The organism is Marinobacter segnicrescens (assembly GCF_900111555.1).
GTDB classification, from domain to species: Bacteria; Pseudomonadota; Gammaproteobacteria; order Pseudomonadales; family Oleiphilaceae; genus Marinobacter; species Marinobacter segnicrescens.
Window position 1 is genome coordinate 83,489 of the sequence record NZ_FOHZ01000004.1, and the last position, 22,443, is coordinate 105,931.

A 22,443-nucleotide genomic window follows, 5' to 3' on the forward strand; every position below is an offset into this window, starting at 1 on the left:
GTTCTCAGGTTTAACCCGGCAGCGTCCCCGGTGACGCCAACCCGGGCTGTCAGTCCAGCCAGCGCGCCGGCCGGGGCGTAAAGAACCGTTTTGTGCTGGCAGGTGGTGCGCAATACCCCAGTCGATTGTCCGCTGACAGCACTATCCATGCATCCCGGTGAGCCACCCCGACATCAGTAGCCCCACGCGTGTCAAAGCAGGCAAGGTTTTCATCGCTGTCCACCAGCAGATACCGGTCGGCCCCTTCCCCCATCCATTGCCAGGCGTTTCGCTCCTGTTCCTGTGTCGAATCCAGGTAGCTGAAATGAGTGATGTCCAGCGGTGAGAACAGAATGAACTGCTCGGCAAAATCGATCAGGCCCAGCTGGGCGCCCTCCGGCAAGACCTCAGCGGTTTTGCGCATCACATTTTCAGGCGTACGGAAGGGTTCGGCGAGGCTATAGCCCCAGGTGCTGAAGAGCAGCCAGCTCACCATCAGCGCAGAGAACCACCGGTACAGGGAATCAGACCGGAAGAACATCGCCAGGGACACGAGCCAGACCAGGCCCAGGGTCAGTACAAAGGTGCCTGCCTGGTGCAGGTGGTCGGGGTTGCGGGTGTAGTCGCTGATCTTGTCCACCAGCGTCGGGTGATCGTTCCACGCCAGTATTCCCAGGGTGACAAGCACAATGCCAAGCAGACCGTGCAGACCTGTCAGTACCTTGCCCAGCCATCCTGCGCTGTCACTGTTGCGGACGATGACGGCCAGGGCCAGGGCGAACATGGGCAGGGCCGGCAGGATATAGACGCCCCGCTTACCCGGGCTGACGCTGAAGAAAGCCACGACGAGCATTACCCAGATCAGCAGCGTAAACACGACCCGGTGATGCCTGACGGCGGCCAGGGCAGGTCGCCAGTATGCCAGCAGTATCAGTGGCAAGGGGAACCAGAGGGACGGAATAGCATTACTGATGAAGTAATGCCAGGGCAGGATATGCCCCCAGGAATCTGCATACCGTTCCCCGGTCTGCTTGAACAGGATGTTGTCCCGGTAGGCATAGGCCGCCTCCGTACCGAGCTGTTCCACGCAGACCATCATGGGTAGCGCCCAGGCCGCCGCAACCACCAGCATGACCAGTGGACCCAACAGGCATCGCCATTTCAGGCTGTCGCGGAAGAACGCTCTGTCCTGTAGTGCGAGAATCAGGATGGGGACAAACATGAACAGGGGCAGGAAGCCGACGCCCTTGGTAATAATCCCCAGCCCCATGAAGCCCCACGCGGTGAAGTACCAACCCCAGGCGGGACGTTCGAAGAAATGACGAAGCAGTCCATAGCAGGCAACGGTAATCCAGCAGGCCACCATGGCATCGATCTGGGCGTTCTTTGCCTGGATCAGGAATTGCGGTGCCAGCAACAGGAAGAAGCCGGCTATCAGGGCGGTGCGATGGTCTGCGAGCCGGCGCCCGAGATCCAGTACCAGCCCCAGGGTCAGCAGGCCACAGAGTGCATTGGGCAGGAGGAAGGCAACCTTGAGGTTGCCGGTAATCCAGTAAAAGAAAGCAATGACCCACATGAAAACTGGTGGCTTGTCCGGATAGAACTCGCCCCCACGCATGGGAATCAGCCACTGGCCGGAATCGACCATTTCCCGGGCCACCTCGGCGAATCTCGGTTCATCCGCCGGCCAGGGGGACCGCAGTCCGATACCCGTGAAAACAACGATCGCGGCGAACCCCATCAAAAGCAGGATCTGAACATTTGGGGTCAGGGCAATAATCCGGTTCCTGATCACATCAGGCAGGGCGGCTGCAATCATCGGTCAGTCTGCGCGGTGAGGTGGTTGATCGTGGTTGATAGTTGTCGGTTCCGGTGGTTACGGAAAAGGACCAGTCCCAGACCCGCTGCGATAACAAACATCACCAAACCCAGCGCCAGCTGGAGTTCGCTGGCCCGCCCGAACCCGGCGCCGACCAGTGCAAAGACAACCATCTGTGGCAGGTAACCGATGATACTGCCGCCGGCAAAGGGAACCAGCCGGATATCGGAGCTGCCTGCAAGGAGGTTGGTGACCAGGTTGCTTCCCACGGGCATCAACCGGATCAACAAAACCTTCAGGAATGGGTTGTCGCGGGTCAGGTTGTCGAAAGATGCCAGCCGGGACCTGGCCTGGCGTTTCAGTGAGGGGCGCAGGAACCATCGGGCCACGTAGAAACACCCCACTGCGCCGGCGAGGGTAATAGTCGTGCTGTAGAGTGCTCCCCAGGCAGGCCCCAGGGCAAAGCCGCTGGCAAAGGCCAGTAACTGACGAGGGCCGCCGAACCCGGTAAGGATCAGGCCAGACAGGCTGATCAACGCTATGTCTGCAATATTGCCGTCCACCAGTCTGTGACGGAACGCAGTCTGGTCGGCAACCACATCCAGCCAGCCAAGCCGGATCGCTGCGATACCGGCTGCGGTGATCGCCAGGAAAATGACAAACCGGGCCCAGCGGCGCACGTCAGGCCCTTCCCTCGAAAACCTGGTCTACGATCTCCGGCACCGGATAACGATGCAGCAGCCAGAACACACCGAACAGGTCGGCGATGCCCACCCAGGCACGGTTCCAGGCAGAGTATTTGGAAACACCCGCCTGCCTTGGCCGGTGGTGGACATCCACCACCCGTATGTCGCCGCCCATCCCCCGGATGAGTGCCGGCAGGAAGCGGTGAATGTGATCAAACCAGGGCAGCTTGGTGAAGGTGGCTTTGGGGAACAGTTTCAGCCCACAACCGGTGTCCGGCACGCCGTCCCGCAGAATCGCATTGCGAACACGGTTGGCCAGTCGTGACTGGAACCGCTTCCAGGCCGTGTCCCTTCGGTCCTTGCGGTAGCCGGCAATGCAGAAGTCGGCCTTGTTCACCGTGGCAGCCTGTTGCAGCAGCAGCGGGATATCGGCCGGGTCATTCTGGCCGTCACCGTCCATGGTGATGATCCAGGGGAAACGGGCGGCGTCTATCCCGGAACGCAGTGCGCCGCTCTGCCCAATGCTGGTGCGATGACGGATGCCCTGGAATGGACAGCCCAGCGTGGCGGCGGCAGTGCGTGCGGTTTCCAGTGTCTGGTCCTCACTGCCGTCATCTACCAGCACAATCTCGAAGTCGTGGTAATGGTGCAGGACGGCATGGATTTCCCGGAACAGGCTGGCAATATTGCCGGCTTCATCCTTCGCGGGAATCACGATGGATACGGATGTTTCGGTGGGCATCGCGGCTACCTCGGTACAGGCGACGTTGGAAAAACGGGGACTGGCCCGCAGCCAGCCAACGTCATAATGAGGTATCAGCCTTAAGACAAGCTTAAGCCGGCGTGCGAACCGGCAGCCAGATATTGACGCACAGTCCCTGTTGGCCGTCTGGTCGGTCCTCAAGGATCAGCGCACCACCGTGGAGCTCGGCAATGCGACGGGAAATGGCCAGGCCGAGCCCGGCTCCCGAGCCAAGGCGCTGGTCCAGTCGTCCGAAGCGCCCCAGGGCCTTGTCCCGGTGATCAGCCGGTATGCCGGGCCCCTGGTCACAGATCCGTATGCAGAAGCCGTCGCCATCGGCCGAAAGCTGTGTGTCTATCCGGGTATTTTCGGGACTGTACTGTATGGCGTTGGCCAGCAGAGACCGCATCAACGTGTTGAGCAAGGCCGCCTGGCCACTGACCATGGCTTGGCCGATCGAGTCTTCCAGGGACGGTTCGATGCCCTTGCGCAGGGCCAGGGGAGAAACATCGGCAATACTCTGGGCAACAATGTCCGACAGGTTGACATACTCGGGACTGAACCCGACACCGGCGTCTACCCGGCTCAGCAACAGCATCTGTTCCACCAGGTGCCCCATCCGGTCCACGGCGGCCGTCAGTTCCCGGAACTTTGCCGGGTCCGTGGCTTCCAGCTTTTCCAGGTTCAGACGCAACGCGGTCAGGGGGGTTCGCAGCTCATGGGCGGCGTCGGCGGAAAAGCGCCGTTCCCGATCGAGGGCATCATCCAGGCGCTCCAGCAAACCGTTGACCGCCATCACCAGCCCGCTGACTTCTCGCGGAGCGTGTTGGGTATTGAGGGGGTGTATCCGCTCAGGGGCCATGTGTCTCACCGGCTGCTCCAGCTTTCGCAGGGGCCGGAAGCCCAGCTGGATGGCAACGGCAACAGCCAAAACCAGCAGAGGCAGGGCGATCAGCAAGGGGAAAATATTGCCCATGGCCAGTTGCTGGCTGAGCTCCTGGCGAATGTCCTCCCGCTGTGCAGTGCGTATCCAGTAGCCGGTCTGTGGGTCCTGCAAGGTGAACGTACGCCACTGGAACCCGGTGGCTTCTGCCCAGGCGTAGCCAGGCTTCAGCGCCAGGTCATCGTTGGCGGCGAGGGTGTCCAGCAGGGGGGTACCCTCCGGGGTCCAGACCTCGAAGGCCAGTTTTTTCTCGTATTTGTGGCCGGTGCCGTCCGGGAGCACTTCGTCATAGTCTCCCTCATCCAGCGCCCCCTCGGGCAATTGCAGGGTTTGCTGGAGAATGCCCGACAGTTGCTCCGGAGACCCGGTGCTGGCCAGGTGGTGCACCAGGCCCTGGATAACCCGGGTGCTCTGTGCCAGCTCGGCATCGAACAGCTCTTCCAGTTCATGGTTACTTTCGATATAGCTCCAGGCAGCGGCAACTGCCGCAATCAGCATGACAGTGGAGGCAACCAGGGCGATCAGCGTACGGGTCAGGGACATGGGGCGGTTCCGCAACTTTGGGCCTCCTGGCTGTCCAGCAGGTAACCGACGCCACGAATGGTTCGAATCACCGATTTCCCCAGGCGCCGCCGCAGATGGTGGATATGCACCTCCAGGGCGTTGCTTTCCACGCCCTGGTCCCAGCCGTAAAGCTGCTCTTCAAGCCGGCGTCGGGTGGCTACCTGGTCCGGGTGCCGCATCAGGTAATGGAGGATCTGCAATTCGCTGCGGGGCAAGGTGATCACCTGGTCACCGAAGGTCAGCTGGCCCGAGTCCGGGTTCAGGTGCAACGTGCCGACGGTCATGCCAACGCTCGGGGATGCACTGCCCCGGCGGGTGACCGCACGGATGCGGGCCTTAAGCTCGGCCATGGCGAAGGGCTTGGTGAGGTAATCATCGGCTCCGGCGTCCAGGCCCTGGAGTTTCTCATCCAGGTCAGAGCGGGCTGTCAGGATAATGACCGGGGTCAGCACACCCGCACTGCGACTGCGAGCCAGCACATCCAGTCCGTCCAGTCGGGGCAGTGTCAGGTCGAGGATGGCCAGGTCGAAATGTTCGTCACTGAGGGCATGGAGGGCCTGCTGGCCATCGTCAAGCCAATCCACGGTGTGCTGATCCTCCCGCAACATGGCGAGCATGGTGTCGGCCAGCATGTGGTCGTCTTCCACAAGGAGAATGCGCATGGAGCCATCCTTATCTGATTCACCGACACATTCTGGCACAGAAATCTTAAGGGCTTCTTAAGAAAACCCCTTGTTTTCTTTAAGGCGGGGTTAAGGCTGCTCCCCTAATGTCTCGGGGTAACAGGGAGATAGCCTATGAATGACCCTCTGATCATGCCCACCAGCCTGGACCTCTCCTCCGATGAGGTGACGCCTGTGGTGCGCTGTGGCCAGTACGGATTGTGCCAGGTCCGTTGCGACACTGAAGCCGCCCCGCGGGTAACCGACTTTATACAACGCCGGTTCCTGCAGGCCTATGGGGCCCGTCCTGATCTGCGGCCGCTGCCGCTGATGGTGCTGGTCAATGCCCATGGCACCTTGCTGGCTGCCGTCGGCGTACGTGAGGCAGCTTCGGAACGCTTGTTCCTTGAAGATTACCTTGACCAACCCGTGGAACGCGCCTTGCCGGCACCGGGCGGCTGTCGCGATAGCATCATGGAAATTGCTCACCTTGCTGGTGTCGAGGCCGGAGTCAGTCGCCTGCTGTTTGCGGCGATGGCGCTCTGGCTTGAGCAGCGCAGGCTGCACTGGGTGGTCTGCACTGGCACAGACCAATTGCGTAACGGGTTTCAGCGCATGGGTATTCGGGTGGCGGATCTTGGCAGCGCGAGGCCGGAGCGGCTGGCGGACGGGGGGGATGGCTGGGGATGTTACTACCGGCACAACCCGAGAGTCATGGCCATGAATGTCCCCGCGGGCCTGGCCGGCCTGCGTGCCCGGGGCCTGATGGACAAGGTGGCGCTGGCCTCCGGGGTGGAACCGGAGACTGCGGAGAAATCCCGATGTGCGGAGGGTCGTTATGGCTACATTGCCTGAGCGTTTGCAGGCGGCCGCTGAGGCCCACCCGGATCGACTGGCTCTGGTGGCTGGTGACCGAGATTTCACCTACCGGCAGCTGCTGGAGTCCGCTGAGGAGCTTGCTGCCGTACTGAGGCAGCGTGGGCTGCAACGCATTGGCCTTTGTGGCGACAACGCCCCGGCCTGGGTGGTGGCCGACCTGGCCTGCCTGTTGGCTGATGTGGTTTGCGTTCCTGTGCCTGTGTTCTTTTCTGAAGCCCAGACAGAACACCTGGTCACCACCGCCGGGCTGCAGGCGCTGCTATGGTCGGATGAAGCCCCGGGTCGGGAGCCCCTGGGCGAGGGCGCCTGGATCGATCGCCTGGGTGATAACCCGGCTCGCGCTCCGCTGCCGTCAGGGACCGCAAAAGTCACCTTTACCTCCGGTAGTACCGGCACCCCCAAGGGTGTCTGTCTCTCCCAGGCCCAGGTACTGGCAACCGTCGACGCCCTGCGCGAACGGCTGACCCCGGTGGGCCCTGCCCGGCATTTGTGCATCCTGCCCCTGGCAACCCTGCTGGAGAACATTGCCGGGGTGTATCTGCCACTGCTGATGGGCGCGGCTGTCCGGGTAGAACCCCTGGCCCTGGTCGGGCTCACAGGCAGCAGTGGCGTTGACCCCCGGGGCCTGATTGGTGCCCTGAACCGCTGGCAGCCCGAATCCCTCATCCTGGTGCCGGAATTGGCCCGACTTCTGGTGCAGGCTGCCGATGCAGGGCTGCTGAAAACGGACCATTTCCGTTTCCTCGCCGTGGGAGGCGGGAAGGTTGCACCGGATCTGCTGAAGCGTGGCCGGGCGCTCGGGCTGCCCCTGTATGAAGGTTATGGCCTGTCGGAATGTGGCTCGGTGGTGGCCCTGAATACACCCGGTGATGACCGGATCGGCTTCGGGGGCCGGCCCCTGAACCATTTGAATGTTCGTGTTGATGAGCGGCGCCACATCCTTGTCCGGGGCAACACGCACCTTGGCTATCTGGGAGAGTCAGGTTCTGCCGATGGGGTGTCGGCAGAAACACAAAGTGAATGGCTGGACACCGGCGATCTGGGGCAACTGACTGGCGATGGCTTCCTGCAGGTGGATGGCCGTTCGAAGAACCTGCTGATCACCAGTTTCGGGCGCAATATCAGCCCCGAATGGCTGGAGGCCGAGCTCGTTCAGGCATTGGGTGCTAGGCAGGCAGTGGTCTTTGGTGATGGTGAACCCCGTCTGTCGGCCCTCGTGCACCTCCTACCCGGCCAGCCAGCCGGGAAACTGGAACCTGTTCTTCACCAGCTCAATCAGTCTTTACCCGACTATGCCCGGCTTGGAGTGGTTTATTGCCTTGATCAACCCCTGTCAGTGGCCGCCGGTTACCTGACGGCAAACGGCCGCCCCGTGCGAAATCGCATTCAGTCCGACCTGCCCGTGATCATGGCCGGCAGTCACCCCGTTTATCCGGAACCAAGAGAGGAAGCACCCATGGAATTCTTTGACCAACTTCAGGCGGAAGTCGCCGAGGCCCGCGCCCATGTGACCCGTGCACCTGTGATCCAGGCTGTTCAGCAGGGTCAGGTGAGCCTGGAAAGTTATACCTGGTTCCTGACCCAGGCCTTCCACCATGTCAAACACACGGTGCCCCTGATGATGGCCTGCGGTGGGCGCCTGCCCGAGCGGCTGGAGGGCGTGCGCAAGGCGCTGGTGGAATACATCGAGGAGGAGTACGGCCACCACGAGTGGATCCTCGACGACCTGCAGGCCTGTGGCGAGGACCGTGAAGAGCGCCGCGCCAGCAAGCCGGACCTGTCCATCGAGCTGATGGTGGCGTACCTCTACCATCAGATAGACCGGGGGAACCCGGCCGCGTTCTTCGGTATGGTGCAGGTGCTTGAAGGCACGTCCATCGAACTGGCAACGCCCCTGGCCCGGCAGATACAGGCCCACCTGGGCCTGCCCGACAAGGCGTTCAGTTACCTCTATTCCCACGGGGAGCTGGACCAGGACCATTTCAAATTCTTCCAGGACCTGATGAACGGCATCACCGATCCGGGTGACCAGCAGGCCATTATCGACTCGGCCCGGGTGGTCTATCGCTTGTATGGCGATATGCTTCACCGAATTCCCTTACCTGCCTCGACTGAGCAAACATCCCGGGAGTCTGACCATGCAGCTGCGTGACCGCCGCTTCCTGCTGCTGGGAGGAACAGGAGGTATCGGGCAGGCACTGATTCCTCTGCTGCTGTCCGAAGGCGCACGTCTGCTGGTGGCGACCCGTCGTCCGGACAGCATCACCCTTCCGGAGGGCGTAACAGCGGTAAAGCTGGACCTTGCCGCCGAAAACCTTGACCAGCAATTACAGGCAGTGACCGACGAATGGCCGGACTTGTACGGCGTTATCCACTGTGCCGGGCAGAATCGGTTCGCGTCTGTCGAGCAGTCGACAATAGCGGACATCGATGACCAGTTGGTGGTCAACCTTCGCAGTGCCATGATCGTTGCCCATCACTTTGTCCCCATGTTCAAGGCCCTGGACGGCGGTGCCCTGGTGTTCGTCGGTTCCACCTTCGGCAGCATCGGCTATCCCGGCTACTCCGCCTATTGCGCCACCAAGTTCGGCCTGCGCGGCTTTACCGAAGCCCTGCGGCGGGAACTGGCAGACAGCCCATTGCAGGTTCTGTATTTCGCTCCCCGGGCCACGGCGACGGCGATGAATCCGGAATCCGTGACCCAGCTCAACCAGACCTTGGGCAACGCCATGGACCCGCCGGAACAGGTTGCCGCCCAGCTGATCTCGGCCATGAAACGGGACCGGCGCCGGTGCTTCCTGGGCTGGCCGGAGAAGCTGTTTGTGGCGATTAATGGCGTCCTGCCACGGCTGGTGGACAGGGCCATGCTGAAACAACTGCCGGTCATTCGGCGCTTTCTGGATTCAGGAGTTCAGTTATGAAGTGGATGATACTGTTGGTGGCTTCGCTACTGGTTCAGCCAGTATGGGCCGATAACCTGGAAACCGACCTGGCTGCGATTCAGCAGCGTTGGGCTGAAATACAGTACCAGGTGGCAGAGGATGACAAGGAAAGGGCCTTCGAGGCCCTGGCGGGTCAGGCGGAAACGCTCACAGCCCGTTATCCCGATCGTGCCGAGGCGCTGATCTGGCGCGCGATCGTGCTCAGCACCTGGGCTGGAGAGAAAGGCGGCCTGGGGGCCCTGGGCCTGGTTAAGGATGCCCGCCGGCACCTTGAAAAAGCGATTGAAATCGACGACCGGGCGCTGGACGGCTCAGCCTATACCTCCCTTGGAAGCCTCTACTATCAGGTGCCAGGCTGGCCCATCGGTTTTGGCGATGACGACAAGGCTCGACGGCTGCTGCAAAAGGCATTGTCCATCAACCCCGACGGCATCGACCCCAATTTCTTCTTTGCCGACTACCTGCTTGAACAAGGGGAAGAAGACCGGGCCAGGCAGTACCTTGAACGTGCCTTGTCGGCGCCGGACCGCCCAGGACGTGCGCTGGCGGATGAAGGTCGGCGACAGGAGGTCAGGGACCGCCTGGCAAAGCTGGTGTCAGCTCGTTGAACCCTCGATGGTTGCGCCCCTGAGCGGGGCGCCACCATTAACGAACAGGACCGGTTAGTCGAAATCGGGCAGCTGCGGCTTGACCAGAGGCATGTCTGCTGCCTCCCAGGCCTCTATACCACCGGCAATGGACTGAACATGGAGGTAGCCCATTTCCTTCATGACCTTTGCAGAAAGCGCGGAGCGGCCGCTGTTCTTGCAGTAGATCACCAGGTTCAGGCTCCGGTCTTCCAGTGCCGGGTCGTTACTCAGCTTGAACTCCAACAGCCCCCGCGGGACATTGATGGCGCCCGGCAGGTGGCCGGCATGGTATTCCTCCGGTTCCCGAACGTCGATCAAGAGGTCCGCCTCGCGGATCGCATCTTCAGAGCGGTCCAGGGGAAGTTCCGTAATTTCGGCTCTCGCGGCCTCAACCAGGTCGTGGGCAGTTTTCATGGCAGTCAGGTCCTTTTTTTCAATCGTTGAGATGCCAAACAACCGCTATCGCCGGGGCGATAGCGGTTGTTTGTTCAGGCGAGAAGCCCTGTCACTACTTTAGAGTGATTTTGTGCAGAAGTAGAAGTCCTTGCACTCATAGTCACCGGATTCAACCCGGTCATTGGCGCCTGCCGCCGTCTTGGCCGGGGGTACGATGACCTTGTCACCCTTCTTCCAGCCTTCCGGTGTGGCCACGCCGTGTTCGTCACTGGTCTGCAGTGCTTCCAACAGGCGCAGGAACTCGGGGATGGAGCGGCCGTTACTCATCGGGTAGTAAACCATCGCCCGCAGGATGCCATTCGGGTCAATAATAAAGGTGGCACGCACGGCAGAGGTGTCACCGGCACCCGGGTGGATCATGCCATAAGCCTTGGCTACGTCCATCTTCAGGTCTTCAATGATGGGGAAGGGAATCTCCACACCCCAGTTTTCCTTGATGTTACGCATCCACGCGATGTGGGAGTGAATGCTGTCAATGGACAGGCCCAGCAATTCGCAGTTCATCTTGGCGAACTCCGGTGCAGCCTGGGCAAAGGCCATGAATTCTGTGGTGCAGACCGGGGTGAAATCTGCCGGATGGGAGAACAGTACCAGCCACTTGCCTTTGTAATCGCTCAGCGACTTTTCGCCGTCAGTGGTCAGCGCCTTGAAGTCCGGTGCAGGCTCATTGATGCGGGGCAGGCCGGCTACGGGAGTTGCTTGAGTTTCCATAATAATCACCTTTTGTGTTGGGTTGCCTTACGACAGTTTCAGATTAGCGTGAACGGGATATTCGCAAAAGATATATCGTTATATCTTGATGATATATTCTGTTAATCGCAGCGACACTACGTCGCACCTGGCGGATAACCGTTAACAATGGCGTCAGGGAGAGTTGTCTCTATACTGAAGGGATAAACGATAGGTTTATAAGTATCAACGGCACTGCAAAAGGTCAGGTCATGGAGTCTCCGGGAAGCCACCGAGCCTTCGCTCCCTGTACGCCCGGTAACGGTGATCCGAGGATGGAATGGACACTGCGTTCTCGCTGACGCTGATAACAACCGGGCTGGCTGCGCTGGTCACCTCTGCCGGAATATTCACAATCCGGCGCTTCGAGGCGTGGGGGCAACGCAATACGTCCTACTTCATCTGCTTCGCGGCCGGGGTACTGATCAGTGCGTCCTTTCTGCACATGATCCCGAAGTCCTTTTCCATGCAGTCGCAGGCGCCGGTGTGGTTGCTGGCCGGGTTCATGGGACTGCACCTGTTCAACCGGTTCGTAACGGCTTTCGTTTGTGAAAAGGATCCGTCCGCCAGGGACTATGTCATTGGCCTTATCCCCATGCTGGGGATCGGCTTTCATTCGTTTATCGACGGATTTATCTACTCCATTTCGTTTTCGGTAAGCATCTTCACTGGTTACCTGGCGACCGTCGGCATGGTGCTCCATGAATTTCCGGAGGGCATTATCACCTACCTGCTGCTGGTACGGGGAGGGTTCCGGCCGGGTACTGCCATGACTCTGGCGTTCCTGGCCGCTGCGGCAACAACGCCATTGGGGATGCTGGTGTCCTGGCCGATGGTGAGCAGTATCAGTGAGCAGACGTTGGGGGCCTTGCTGGCCCTGTCGGCAGGTGCGCTGGTTTACGTGGGCGCCACGCACCTGCTGCCACGGGCAGAGCAGGAGCATCGAAAATTCAGTTTGGTGGCGCTTGCAGGTGGCGTGCTTGTGGCGGTTGTAATTGTTCTTTCAAAGGCCTGACAGGGTGGGTCATAGAGAGGGGGAAGTAACATGTTCTATCGATTATCCAGGGTTGACGACTCCGGGTGGGTGCCCACCTATTTCCTCGCGGCCCTAGGGGCGGGGGGGCTGTCGGTTTCTTTCTTTATGTGGCTGATGTTCTGGCTGCCACATCCCGGCGCCCCGGTGCCGCTGTTTGAGGATGCCGTTGCCGCATTGGCAGAGGGCGGCCTGTTGATCAAGCTTGCAGTGCTGGGGGCCTGGGCAGGTGTTGCACTATTTTCTGCCCTTCACATCCACCTCCTGGTCTGGAACCTGCGACGGTACGCCCGGTTTCGCAGCACGCCGGCCTACCATGAGTTGCGCAACAGTAACTCGGAAACCCAGTTGCTGGCAGGGCCTCTGACGGTCGCTATGAGCATCAACGTCGGCTTCATCCTCGGCCTTACCTTTGTGCCGGGACTCTGGTCGGTGGTTGAGTGGCTGTTCCCGCTGGCCCTGCTTGCCTTTGTGCTGGTGGGTTACTGGGCGCTGGCGCTGCTGCGGGATTTCTGGGGCCGGGTGCTGGTGGGTGGTGGCTTCGACTGCGTGCGTAACAACAACCTGGGGCAGCTGATGCCCGCCTTCGCCAGCGCCATGATCGCCGTGGGGCTGGCAGCGCCCGCAGCGATGAGCCAGAACACGGTGACGGTCGCCTTCAGCCTGGTGCTTTCAAGCTTCTTTATGGTGCTGGCGTTTATTATTGGCGGGATACAGGTGGTGCTTGGATTCCGTGCCATGCTGGAACAGGGGGCTGATCCATCCACCGCTCCGAGTTTGTGGATTGTCGTACCCATTCTGACCACCCTGAGCATCACGCTTTTACGGCAGACTCACGGGCTGCACGGCCATTTCGAGTCAGGGGCCGGTGGGGTAGAGGCCCTGACCATGCTGATGTTCTTCCTGTGTGCACAGCTGGTGTTTGGCTTGCTCGGCTGGGTGGTGCTATCCCGGTACGGTTATTTCTCCCGGTTTGTGACCGGTACAGAAAAATCCGCCGGTGCCTATGCACTGGTCTGCCCGGGGGTGGCACTCACGGTCATGGTGCACTTCTTTATCAATGCCGGGCTGGTTGGGTTCGGTGCCCTTGAGCGGTTCAGTGCAGGCTACTGGGCTTTGACGGTCATCGCCTTGGTGCTGCAAGGGGTTACGATCTGGCTGGTTATCCGGCTCAACCGGCTGCATTTTGGTGGTGCTGACCATGCCTGACCAGAAGTACGACTATGATTAGGGGACAGGTTGATCCGCATCAACGTCGGAACGACGTGGCGTGGAAAAATGACATACTGGCAGCTAGGGTGAATAGCGGGCGTAAGTTCCGGGTACCGGGGGCTTCAGTCGTCCGAAGGAGGCAGTGATGGAATCGCTTGATCCCAGGGTGGGCAAGGGCTGGCTTATGATAGTGCTGGCGTGGTTGGTGCTGACGGCGAGTTCCGTCGCGCTGGGTGCAGAACGGTCGCCACCGACCGCCGACCACAGCAAGTTTGAGGCCCTGCAGGGCCCGTTCAGCAGCGCTCAGGAAGTCACGGAAGCGTGCCTGGGCTGCCACAACGAAGCCGCGAACCAGATCCGCGAAACCACCCACTGGAACTGGACCTACGACCACCCGGAAACTGGCCAGCAGCTGGGCAAGCGGAACGTGATCAACAGCTTCTGCGGAATGGTGGTGACCAATGAACCCCGCTGCACCTCCTGCCACGTGGGTTACGGCTGGACGGATATGAACCAGCCCCCACCGTCGGAAGATTCTGCCGTTGACTGCCTGGTCTGCCACGACACCACGGGCGACTACTGGAAGTTTCCCACCCTCGCCGGTCTGCCCACCGACAAGCCCCGCGAGTGGCCCGGCGGCAGTGGAAAAATGGTCAATCCCCCCGACCTGCCCCGCATTGCCCAGAATGTCGGTGCCAGTGACCGCCAGAACTGTGGCAGTTGTCACTTCTATGGTGGTGGCGGAGATGGCGTGAAACACGGTGACCTTGATTCGTCCCTCGTGAATCCGCCTCGATCCCTGGATGTGCATATGTCCCCTGACGGGCTTGACTTCACCTGCGCCGATTGCCACTCAACCTGGGGCCATAATGTTTCCGGCAGCCGTTACCAGGCCACCGCGAAGGACACACTGGGTATTGATGTGCCCGGCCATACCGACCTGAGCCGGGCAAGTTGCGAGTCCTGCCACGGCTTTGAGCCCCATGACAAACCCAAGCTTAACGACCACGTGGACAAGCTGGCCTGCCAGACCTGCCACGTGCCCGAGTTCGCCCGGGGCGGGGTGCCCACCAAGATGTGGTGGGACTGGTCAACCGCCGGCAGGCTGGACGAAGATGGCAATCCCATTACCGAGTATGACGAAAGCGGCCACGTAAGCTATCTCAGCACCAAGGGAGACTTCCATCATGAGGAAAATGAGGTGGACCCAATCAGTTGGACAACCTGATGGTGTCCCTAAGCTATGATCCGGTTGTTTCCCTGGCTCAGGCTGCCAGAGATATGGGTTGCCCGTAGTACAGCTCATCGGGCGTTTGGTAATCAAGGGTTTGGTGGTACCGGGTCTGATTGTAATGCCGGAAGTACCGGTGGAGCGCCTGCTTCAAGTGTTGGCCATCCTCGAAGGCAGTGAGGTAGACGCACTCGTGTTTGACGCTGCGCCAGAGCCGTTCCACGAAGATGTTGTCATGGTAGCAGCCCTTGCCGTCCATGCTGATCCGGATGCCATGCTCTTTGAGAACGCTTGTGAAGGCCTCGCTGGTGAACTGGACGCCCTGATCGGTGTTGAAGATTTCCGGCGTTCCATGGCGCTGTAGAGCCTCCTCCAGGGCATCGACACAGAAGTCTGTGTCCATGGTGTTGGAGATCCGCCAGGACAGCACCTTGCGGCTGTACCAGTCGATGATGGCGACCAGATACATGAAGCCCCGGGCCAGCGGGATATATGAAATATCTGTTGCCCACACCTGGTTGGGGCGGTCGATTTTCAGCCCTGTGAGCAGGTACGGGTACACCTTGTGCCCATCGCCCGGAATGCTGGTTCTGGGGCGCGGATACACCGCCTGAATGCCCATGGTGCGCATCAGCCGCTGCACCCGCTTCCGGTTGACCCGATAGCCCTGGTGCTGCAAGTGAACCCGCATCTTGCGAGAGCCATAGTACGGCGTTTCCAGGTGCTGTTGATCAATCAGATACATCAGATGCAAATCCTCCGGACACTGCTCACGAGGGACGTAGTACACCGATGAGCGGCTCAGCTTGAGCAGCTCACACTGGCGCGAAAGACTGACTTGGGGATGACCACGCTCGATCATCGCCAACCGCTGTTGACGGCTTACTGATCGAGCTTGCGCGACAAAAAATCGCGTTCCACCGTCAGTCGGCCAATCTCTCGGTAAAGTTCGTCTGTGCTGGGCTCATCGGATTGCTTGCCGGCCTTCTTCTTGCCTTCGAAGAGGCCCGGGGCATTCTCCAGCAGTTCGCGCTTCCAGGTGCTGACCATGGTGGGGTGGATCTGGAAACGGGCAGCAATTTCGGATGTGGTCTGGTCGCCCTTGAGGGCAGCCAGGGCGACTTTGGACTTGAATGATGCGCTGTATTGCTTGCGTTTCTTGCTCATGATTCTCCTCCTTCTGGAGATGATGAATCAGAGCTTAGGCACCTGTCCAAAATTTGGGGTCCACTTCAAAACGTGGTGCCCCACTACGCCTGGTTCGATGGCACCGTGGAGTACACCCTGCTGGAAGATGAGCTGGATCTTTCCGGCGAACCCATCGAAATCAACCACATTGACGGCAGTGCTGACGACCCCGCCTCCCGTATCTGGCCGTTCAAACTGATGCGTGGCAAGCAGCCGTTCGACACACAGCTCAACACCTTGTTGGTCACCCACGTATTCGGTGCGGACGACACTTCATTGTGGAGCAATTTCAACTGGCCGAACGCATTGCAGGCCGGCAGCGAAATGTCCGGCCGGCCTTTCAGCGGTGAGTATGACTTCGTGGAAACGAAAATGTACTGGCCCATTACCCACATGGTGCCGCCTGCTGAGCAGGCCTTGCGTTGTGGTTCATGCCATGGTGCAGAAAGCCGCCTGGCGGGCATCGGGGGCATCTACATGCCGGGACACAGCGGCAACGCCTGGCTGGACCGGATTGGCTGGCTGGTCGTCGTGATGACGCTGCTGGGGGTGCTGGCCCATATCGCCGCAAGGGTTATCTTCAGGGGGAGGAAGCACTCATGAGCCGCGTCATGATCTATAAACGCTTCGAGCGCTTCTGGCACTGGTGCCAGGCATTGCTGATATTCACGCTGCTGTTCACCGGTTTCGAGATTCACGGCAGTTACTCGGTACTGGGGTTCGGTGATGCAACACAGGTGCATACGCTGGCGGCCTGGGCGCTGATCGTATTGTGGCTGTTTGCCATTTTCTGGCATATCACGACAGGGGAGTGGCGCCAGTATATCCCGACCCGGAACGGGTTGTTTGCGGTGATTCATTACTACCTGGTGGGTACCTTCACCGGGGCAGAGCACCCCTATCGAAAGACTACCCGGGCCAAGCATAACCCCTTGCAGCGGCTGGCCTACCTGTTCTTCAAGCTGGTGATATCGCCGGTGATCTGGGTATCGGGCCTGCTGTACCTGTTCTATGCTGACTGGCCCGCCATGCTGGCGGGTACACTGGCGCTGGAATGGGTCGCGATGATCCACACTGCAGCGGCCTTTGCCATGCTGGTCTTCATCATTGCCCACGTGTATATGACCACCATGGGACACACCCTGACCAGTCATATCCGGCCGATGGTTACCGGGTACGACGATATCGACGAGAAGTAACGGGCTGAGAGGGCTGGGGTTTAAACTCCGGCCCTTCGCCATCCCCGGTTTCCGTCGGCGGAGGCTCCGGGTACCATGTGGCGTTTTCCACTTAACCCTCGCCACAAGACCGCGCCTTGACTGCTGATACCCCTTCCGACTCTGTCCCAACCGACACCGACGCTCGCCGGAACTTCTTTGTGGTCTGCCTGGCGTTGACCCTGTGCTTTGTGGTCTATTCCATGCTGATTGTCTCAGTGCCGGTCTACGGGCTTCGGCTAGGGGCCTCACCGCTGGTGCTGGGCGCCGTGCTCAGTATCCAGTACCTGCTGCCCTTGTTGTTTGCCATTCCCTTGGGTGGGGTAGTGACCCGTTATGGGGGCAGGGCGACGCTCATCAGCGGTGCCTGCCTGATGGTGGCCGGCCTGTTGTCCATGCACTTCTGGTATGGCTACCCGGGGTTGGTGCTGGGCCAGTTGCTGGTAGGGCTGGCCCACCTGCAAATGGTGCTGGCGGCCCAGACCCTCATCTCCAATCTGGGTACCGGCCCGACACTGGAGCGGTATTTCGGCTGGTATTCCACCTGGCTGTCCGGCGGCCAGGTGGTCGGTCCACTGCTTGCCGGTTATCTGCTGGACTCAGGGCCGGGCACCGGTCAGGTGTTCCTGGTGATGGCGGTGTTCGGCGCCCTGGCCGGCCTGGCCGGTTTCTGGCTCACCGGGCAGGCCAGGGAGCGCCTGAAGGTAACCCGCAGAGAAACGGGCTTTCGCGCCCAATGGGAGCTGATGCGTACCAACCCGGGTGTTCAGTTGTCGGTGCTGGTGACGGTGCTGGGCATGTTTGCGCTGGGGGTCTACGGCAGTTACCTTCCCGTTTACCTGGAAAGCCTGGCCATGAGTCCGGTCGTTATCGGGGTGCTGGTGAGCCTGCGGGCGGCAGTCTCCATGCTGATCCGGCCATTCATGGCGCCCATGATCGCGATGGTGGGCGGTCGCCGCAACGCGGTTCTGCTGGCACTGGGCACCCTGGCGGCGGGTATTACCTTCCTCGGGTTCTCCGAACAGATTCTGCTGATCGGCCTGCTGGCGGTACTGGTGGGCATTGGCGCAGGGCTTACCCAGCCGTTGTCCATGGTGCTTCTTGCGGAGTCTGTCGATCGCGAAAAACGTTCTGGTGCCCTTGGCATGCGCCTGATGGCCAACCGGGCGATCCACTTCCTGGCGCCGTTGCTCTTTGGGGCACTGCTGGAGCTGGGTGGGTTTGTACTGGCGTTCGGCGCTTCTGGCCTGATCATCGCACTTGCGCTGATCTTTATGCAGCGACGATGAGTCGGCTGCGCCACAATGGTGCCTGAAATGCTGACGCAGCCTCAGAGAGGAAAATATACCAAATAAAATCAATTGCTTGAAATTCCTGAACACTTGGCCAGCTTTTTGCTGCGGTTAGCTCGGTAATCCGTGCCTACGGAAACAACACAACGACCCAACCGTTCAGGAGAAGTACCCATGAGCCTTAAACGCAGCCTGGCACTTGCTGCCGCACTCACCCTGCCCGTGTCCGCCATGGCCGAGGACCCTATGAAAGTGGGTTTCGTATATGTCGGCCCGATCGGGGACCACGGCTGGAGCTATCAGCATGATCTGGGGCGCCTGGCCCTTGAGGAGCACTTCGGTGACCAGGTGGAGACCACCTACGTGGAAAATGTCAACGAGGGTGCCGACGCCGAGCGCACCATCCGTCGGTTGGCCCAGGCGGGCAATGAGGTGATCTTTACCACCTCCTTTGGCTTCATGAATCCCACTGCACGGGTGGCTGAGCAGTTCCCCGATACGACTTTCCTGCATGCCACCGGTTACAAGCGTGCCGAGAATCTGGGCACCTACCTGTCAGTCACCTATGAAGGTCGCTACGTAACCGGCGTTGCTGCGGGCCTGGTGACCGAGACCAATACCCTGGGCTACATCGCCTCTTTCCCGATTCCGGAAGTTATCCGGGACATCAACGCCGTCTACCTGGGAGCCAGGTCGGTCAATCCGGATATCGAGCTCAAGGTGGTGTGGGCCAATACCTGGTTTGATCCGGCAAAGGAGGCTGATGCCGCCAACGCACTGATGGATCAGGGTGCCGACGTCATCGTCCAGCATACCGACAGCCCGGCGCCGTTGATGGCGGCTGACAAAAGGGGTAATTGGGGCGTGGGCCAGGCTTCCGACATGCGCAAGTTTGGTGGCGATGCGCACCTGCTGTCCGTGGTCAATGACTGGGCCCCGTACTACATCGATACCGTCCAGGCGGTCATGGACGGCGACTGGGCTCCAAGCGACTACTGGGGCGGCATTTCCGAGGATGTCATCCAGGTCATCGGTATCAGTGATCGACTGACGGAGGAGCAGCGGGCGAAGGTGGATGAGGTGATTGCCTCTATCGACAGCGGTGAGTTCCATCCCTTCACTGGCCCGCTGAAGGACCAGGACGGTGAGCTGCGGGTACCGGAAGGCGAGGCCATGACCAACGAGCAACTGGCAGGCATGGACTGGTACGTGGAAGGCATGACAGCAAACCTGCCGAAATAAACGGGCAGGCTATAACCAAAAGCCGGCGGGCAATACCCGCCGGCTTTGTTTTCTCAGGCGTCAGCCAGCATCCGGGCGACCCCCTCCTGCACCTTCCGGGTCAACTCCCGCTCATCCAGGCCGGTGACCAGGCCATCTTCCATAACGCAACGACCCTGCACGAAGCTGTGCTTCACATGCACTGGCTCGCCGCACATCAGGGGCGCCATCAATGGTGAGTGGACGCCGGCAAAGCGCGGCTGATCAATGTCGTAAAGCACCAGGTCGGCCTGCTTGCCAACGGCCAGGCTGCCGGTTTCCTGCAGGCCCAGCAAGTCGGCGCCGCCACGGGTGCCCCAGTCCAGCACCTGTTCAAGGGTGGTGACATCCGGCCCGTGGGCGGCCCGGTGGATCAGCCAGGCCAGGTTCAGTTCCTGCAGCATGGAGCCGGATTCGGCAGAGGCCGAGCCGTCCACCGCCAGCGAGATAGGCACGCCGGCCTTTTCCATGGCCACCACCGGGGCGATACCGCTGCCCAGGCGACAGTTGGAGGTGGGGCAATGGGCAATGCCAGTGCCGGTGGCGGCCAGTCTTTCGATGGCATGGGCATCAGTGTGGACCAGGTGGGCATACCACACGTCTGGTCCGAGCCAGTCGCAGGCTTCGGCGTAATCAATGGCGCCCTGGTGGTATTTTTCCCGGGCCTGGACCTCGTCATATGCCACCTCCAGCAGGTGGGAATGCATCTTCAGGCCATGCTCCCGGGCCCAGTGGGCCTGGGCTCTGAGCCCGTCCGGTGTGCTGGAATGGATCAGGCTGGTGGGGGCTACCACCAGCTTCTTCATGGCGCCTGCGCCCTCCTGGTGGTGCTTCTTGCGGGTGGCATCCAGGCGGTCGATGACCTGGTCGATGGTCTCCGGTTCGATGCGGTGTTCAATCATGCCCTCGTGGGAGCCTGTCTCGGTGGCGCTGCCGCGACACAGAACCAGGCGGATGCCCAGTTCATCTGCCGCTTGCCAGACCGCTTCTTCCAGTTCCGGGCTGGTAGTGGCGTGGTACAGGTAGTGATGGTCGGCGCAGGTGGTGGCGCCTGAGCGGATCAGTTCGTACAGGCCCAGCCGGGCAGCGTGGTACATCAACTCAGGGGTAACCTTTGGCCAGAAGCGGTAGGGTACGCTGCTGAGCCATTCCCCGAGGCCCTGGTTCAGCCCCGCGGGTACCCCCTTCATGATGGATTGGGCCAGGTGGTGGTGGGTGTTCACCAGCCCCGGCCAGATCACACAGCCACTGGCGTCGATAATGGTCTCCGGCTGCTCCGCTGTGGGTGCCAGGCCCCGGCCAAGCTCGGTGATAAGACCATCTTGGATACGGATGTCCCGGGCAGTGGGGTTGTCCTCGGCGTGGATGGCGACAGCGTTTCGGATCAGGTAGTTCAATGGTTGCTCCTTTACGGACGAACGAGCAATGTCCCGAAGCTCCGCCGTGGTCCGGCAGACTTCTGACCGCTTCTACTCTTGTGTTGAATGACAGTGGTAGAGATCCTGATGCAATATCCTGTCCATTTACTGACCATATGGTCAGGTCCGGATTTTGTCCCTCTGATGGCTATCCACAAAGCACCTTGACGGTGCAGGTGTGGCAGGCGCAGCACCGCCCTGGTTCCCGGGATGATACGCTGGCTGACGGAAATGCCGCCAAGTGACTGATTAAAGGTAGGCTTCGAGGGCGGAGTGAATGGCATGGATGCTGCTTTCCACTAATCTGCCGGTCAGCACTTCATCGCTGACCGGCCCAAGTCTGAGTAGAAGCAGTCAGGCGCTGGCCGTTCGCTGGTGTCGGGTCATTGCTCAGTCGTCGGCCGGCGTGCGAGCGCGGTTGGCGGCGACAGCAGGACTCGCTGCGTTTGCCCCTCCGCTGATCTCCTCCGGTCGTTAATCCCATCAGACGAGAGTCCCGGAGGTACCAATGACCAACACTGCAGAGAAGTACGCCCTCAAGGAACTGAACCTGGAAACCACCTTTGGTGGCATGGGCAAGGAGATCGAGCGGGACGTGCCCGTGATTGATCTGACCGATTTCGATCAGCGACGAGGGGAAATCACAGACCAGCTCTGGCAGGCCGCCACGGAGGTGGGTTTCTTCCAGCTGGCGAATCATGGCCTGGCGCTGGGCCTGGTCCGCGAGGCGTTCGGTCTGTCAGAGACATTCTTTGCCCTGCCCGAGGCCGATAAGCAGCGCTTCCCGCTCAAGAAGGGCCTGAATGCCGGCTGGGAGTTCAAGTCCCAGGTGCGTCCGTCCACGGGCACTGCGGACGATAAGGAGTCCTACCAGATCACCCTGCCGCACATGGATGACCTGTGGCCGAACCAGACCCTGGTGCCGGAATTCCACCGGGTGATGCTGGATTTCGAGTACCGGGCCTGGCAGCTGGGCATGAAGGTGCTGTCCTGCTTTGCAGACCGGCTGGGCTTTGAGCGGGACTTCTTCACCCGGGCCCATGACCGGGCGCAGCCGGACTACCAGAGCACCCTGCGTCTGCTGCACTATCTTCCTTTGCCGGACGACCACCAGCCCGACGAATCGATCTGGCGGGCTGGCGCCCACACCGACTTCGACTGCCTGACCATGGTGTTCCAGCAGGAGGGGCAGGGCGGCCTGCAGGTCAGCCCCGGCAAGGACGCAGAAGGCAAGGGCGATGACCGGGAGTGGTTCACCGTCACTCCCAGGGAGGATCGCATCACCTGTAACATCGGCGATATGCTGATGCGATGGAGCGACGACCGCCTCAAGTCCACCCTGCACCGGGTACGCATGCCTAGGCCGGGCGAGTACAACGGCCCCCGTTACAGCCTGGCGTTCTTCTGCCAGGCCAACAAGGATGTGATCATCCAGGGTCCGGAACAGAAATACCCGCCGATCTCGGCGCGGGACTACCTGTTGCAGCGGATCCAGGCGAACTTTGATGCGGCGGAGAAGGCTGCGGCAGCCCGGCAGTAACTCATGCGGAAAGGGCCTCCCA

General features: G+C 60.7%; 21 protein-coding genes. 12 read left to right on the forward strand and 9 right to left on the reverse strand.

The genetic code is table 11. The annotated features are described in order from the left end of the window. Positions 1–49 precede the first annotated feature (49 nt). The 5 genes from BM036_RS06000 to BM036_RS06020 all read right to left on the reverse strand — a co-directional run bounded on the left by BM036_RS06000 (position 50) and on the right by BM036_RS06020 (position 5,395). Positions 50–1,798, reverse strand: a complete 1,749-nt coding sequence (locus tag BM036_RS06000; protein ID WP_091849486.1) for an ArnT family glycosyltransferase — start codon at positions 1,796–1,798, stop codon at positions 50–52. Further along, positions 1,795–2,478, reverse strand: coding sequence for a TVP38/TMEM64 family protein (locus BM036_RS06005; RefSeq protein ID WP_091849488.1), 684 nt, complete (start codon positions 2,476–2,478; stop codon positions 1,795–1,797). The genes BM036_RS06000 and BM036_RS06005 overlap by 4 nt, the downstream gene beginning before the upstream one ends. A 1-nt stretch (position 2,479) precedes the next feature. Next, positions 2,480–3,226: a glycosyltransferase family 2 protein gene (locus BM036_RS06010; RefSeq protein WP_091849490.1), complete on the reverse strand. Its 747-nt coding sequence runs from the start codon at positions 3,224–3,226 to the stop codon at positions 2,480–2,482. Between the two features lie 91 nt (positions 3,227–3,317). Then, positions 3,318–4,712 carry an ATP-binding protein gene (locus BM036_RS06015; protein ID WP_091849492.1) on the reverse strand — a complete coding sequence of 465 codons (1,395 nt, stop codon included), beginning with the start codon at positions 4,710–4,712 and terminating at the stop codon, positions 3,318–3,320. Further along, positions 4,703–5,395, reverse strand: coding sequence for a response regulator transcription factor (locus BM036_RS06020; protein WP_091849494.1), 693 nt, complete (start codon positions 5,393–5,395; stop codon positions 4,703–4,705). Before BM036_RS06020 ends, BM036_RS06015 begins: the two co-directional genes overlap by 10 nt. A 135-nt stretch (positions 5,396–5,530) precedes the next feature. On the opposite strand from BM036_RS06020, the gene BM036_RS06025 reads away from it, so the two are divergent. Genes BM036_RS06025 through BM036_RS06040 form a run of 4 tightly spaced genes read left to right on the forward strand, consistent with a single transcriptional unit; the run spans position 5,531 to position 9,824 of the window. Beyond that, positions 5,531–6,250, forward strand: a complete 720-nt coding sequence (locus BM036_RS06025; protein WP_091849496.1) for a thermostable hemolysin — start codon at positions 5,531–5,533, stop codon at positions 6,248–6,250. Continuing rightward, positions 6,234–8,426, forward strand: a complete 2,193-nt coding sequence (locus tag BM036_RS06030; protein WP_091849498.1) for an AMP-binding protein — start codon at positions 6,234–6,236, stop codon at positions 8,424–8,426. Before BM036_RS06025 ends, BM036_RS06030 begins: the two co-directional genes overlap by 17 nt. Further along, complete coding sequence (locus BM036_RS06035; RefSeq protein ID WP_091849500.1) at positions 8,413–9,195, forward strand: SDR family oxidoreductase; 783 nt, start codon at positions 8,413–8,415, stop codon at positions 9,193–9,195. Before BM036_RS06030 ends, BM036_RS06035 begins: the two co-directional genes overlap by 14 nt. Then, positions 9,192–9,824, forward strand: coding sequence for a tetratricopeptide repeat protein (locus tag BM036_RS06040; protein ID WP_091849502.1), 633 nt, complete (start codon positions 9,192–9,194; stop codon positions 9,822–9,824). The genes BM036_RS06035 and BM036_RS06040 overlap by 4 nt, the downstream gene beginning before the upstream one ends. 54 nt (positions 9,825–9,878) lie before the next feature. Here BM036_RS06040 and BM036_RS06045 read toward each other — a convergent pair whose 3' ends face one another. After that, positions 9,879–10,259: a rhodanese-like domain-containing protein gene (locus BM036_RS06045; protein WP_091849749.1), complete on the reverse strand. Its 381-nt coding sequence runs from the start codon at positions 10,257–10,259 to the stop codon at positions 9,879–9,881. Between the two features lie 99 nt (positions 10,260–10,358). Continuing rightward, positions 10,359–11,012 carry a peroxiredoxin gene (locus BM036_RS06050; protein WP_091849504.1) on the reverse strand — a complete coding sequence of 218 codons (654 nt, stop codon included), beginning with the start codon at positions 11,010–11,012 and terminating at the stop codon, positions 10,359–10,361. 298 nt (positions 11,013–11,310) lie between these two features. Between BM036_RS06050 and BM036_RS06055 the strand changes: the two genes are divergently transcribed. The 3 genes from BM036_RS06055 (at position 11,311) to BM036_RS06065 (ending at position 14,503) form a co-directional block, all read left to right on the forward strand. Next, on the forward strand, positions 11,311–12,045 hold the full coding sequence (locus BM036_RS06055; RefSeq protein ID WP_091849506.1) for a ZIP family metal transporter: 735 nt from the start codon (positions 11,311–11,313) through the stop codon (positions 12,043–12,045). 30 nt (positions 12,046–12,075) lie between these two features. Beyond that, on the forward strand, positions 12,076–13,272 hold the full coding sequence (locus BM036_RS06060; RefSeq protein ID WP_091849508.1) for a TsoY family (seleno)protein: 1,197 nt from the start codon (positions 12,076–12,078) through the stop codon (positions 13,270–13,272). 148 nt (positions 13,273–13,420) lie between these two features. Continuing rightward, positions 13,421–14,503, forward strand: coding sequence for a tetrathionate reductase family octaheme c-type cytochrome (locus BM036_RS06065; RefSeq protein WP_091849510.1), 1,083 nt, complete (start codon positions 13,421–13,423; stop codon positions 14,501–14,503). A 37-nt stretch (positions 14,504–14,540) separates the two neighbouring features. Here the strand turns inward: BM036_RS06065 and BM036_RS06070 are convergent. Next, a protein-coding gene (locus tag BM036_RS06070; protein WP_425434074.1) for an IS3 family transposase occupies positions 14,541–15,673 on the reverse strand; the annotation gives its coding sequence in 2 pieces (ribosomal slippage) (positions 14,541–15,418 and positions 15,418–15,673; 1,134 coding nt in all). Positions 15,674–15,745: 72 nt separating this feature from the next. On the opposite strand from BM036_RS06070, the gene BM036_RS06075 reads away from it, so the two are divergent. From BM036_RS06075 to BM036_RS06090, 4 genes are all read left to right on the forward strand, one after another. Next, the gene (locus tag BM036_RS06075) at positions 15,746–16,297 is read left to right on the forward strand and encodes a hypothetical protein (protein WP_245742499.1); all 552 of its coding nucleotides are present in this window, start codon (positions 15,746–15,748) and stop codon (positions 16,295–16,297) included. Further along, positions 16,294–16,893, forward strand: coding sequence for a cytochrome b/b6 domain-containing protein (locus BM036_RS06080; protein ID WP_091849515.1), 600 nt, complete (start codon positions 16,294–16,296; stop codon positions 16,891–16,893). Before BM036_RS06075 ends, BM036_RS06080 begins: the two co-directional genes overlap by 4 nt. 116 nt (positions 16,894–17,009) lie before the next feature. Continuing rightward, a complete protein-coding gene (locus BM036_RS06085; RefSeq protein ID WP_245742500.1) occupies positions 17,010–18,200 on the forward strand; it encodes an MFS transporter in 1,191 nt (396 codons plus the stop codon). Between the two features lie 177 nt (positions 18,201–18,377). Further along, positions 18,378–19,445, forward strand: coding sequence for a BMP family ABC transporter substrate-binding protein (locus BM036_RS06090; RefSeq protein ID WP_091849518.1), 1,068 nt, complete (start codon positions 18,378–18,380; stop codon positions 19,443–19,445). 53 nt (positions 19,446–19,498) lie between these two features. Here BM036_RS06090 and BM036_RS06095 read toward each other — a convergent pair whose 3' ends face one another. After that, positions 19,499–20,860: an amidohydrolase family protein gene (locus BM036_RS06095; protein ID WP_091849520.1), complete on the reverse strand. Its 1,362-nt coding sequence runs from the start codon at positions 20,858–20,860 to the stop codon at positions 19,499–19,501. A 529-nt stretch (positions 20,861–21,389) separates the two neighbouring features. On the opposite strand from BM036_RS06095, the gene BM036_RS06100 reads away from it, so the two are divergent. Further along, entirely contained in the window at positions 21,390–22,421 is a 1,032-nt protein-coding gene (locus BM036_RS06100; RefSeq protein WP_091849522.1) for an isopenicillin N synthase family dioxygenase, read from the forward strand. Positions 22,422–22,443 lie beyond the last annotated feature (22 nt).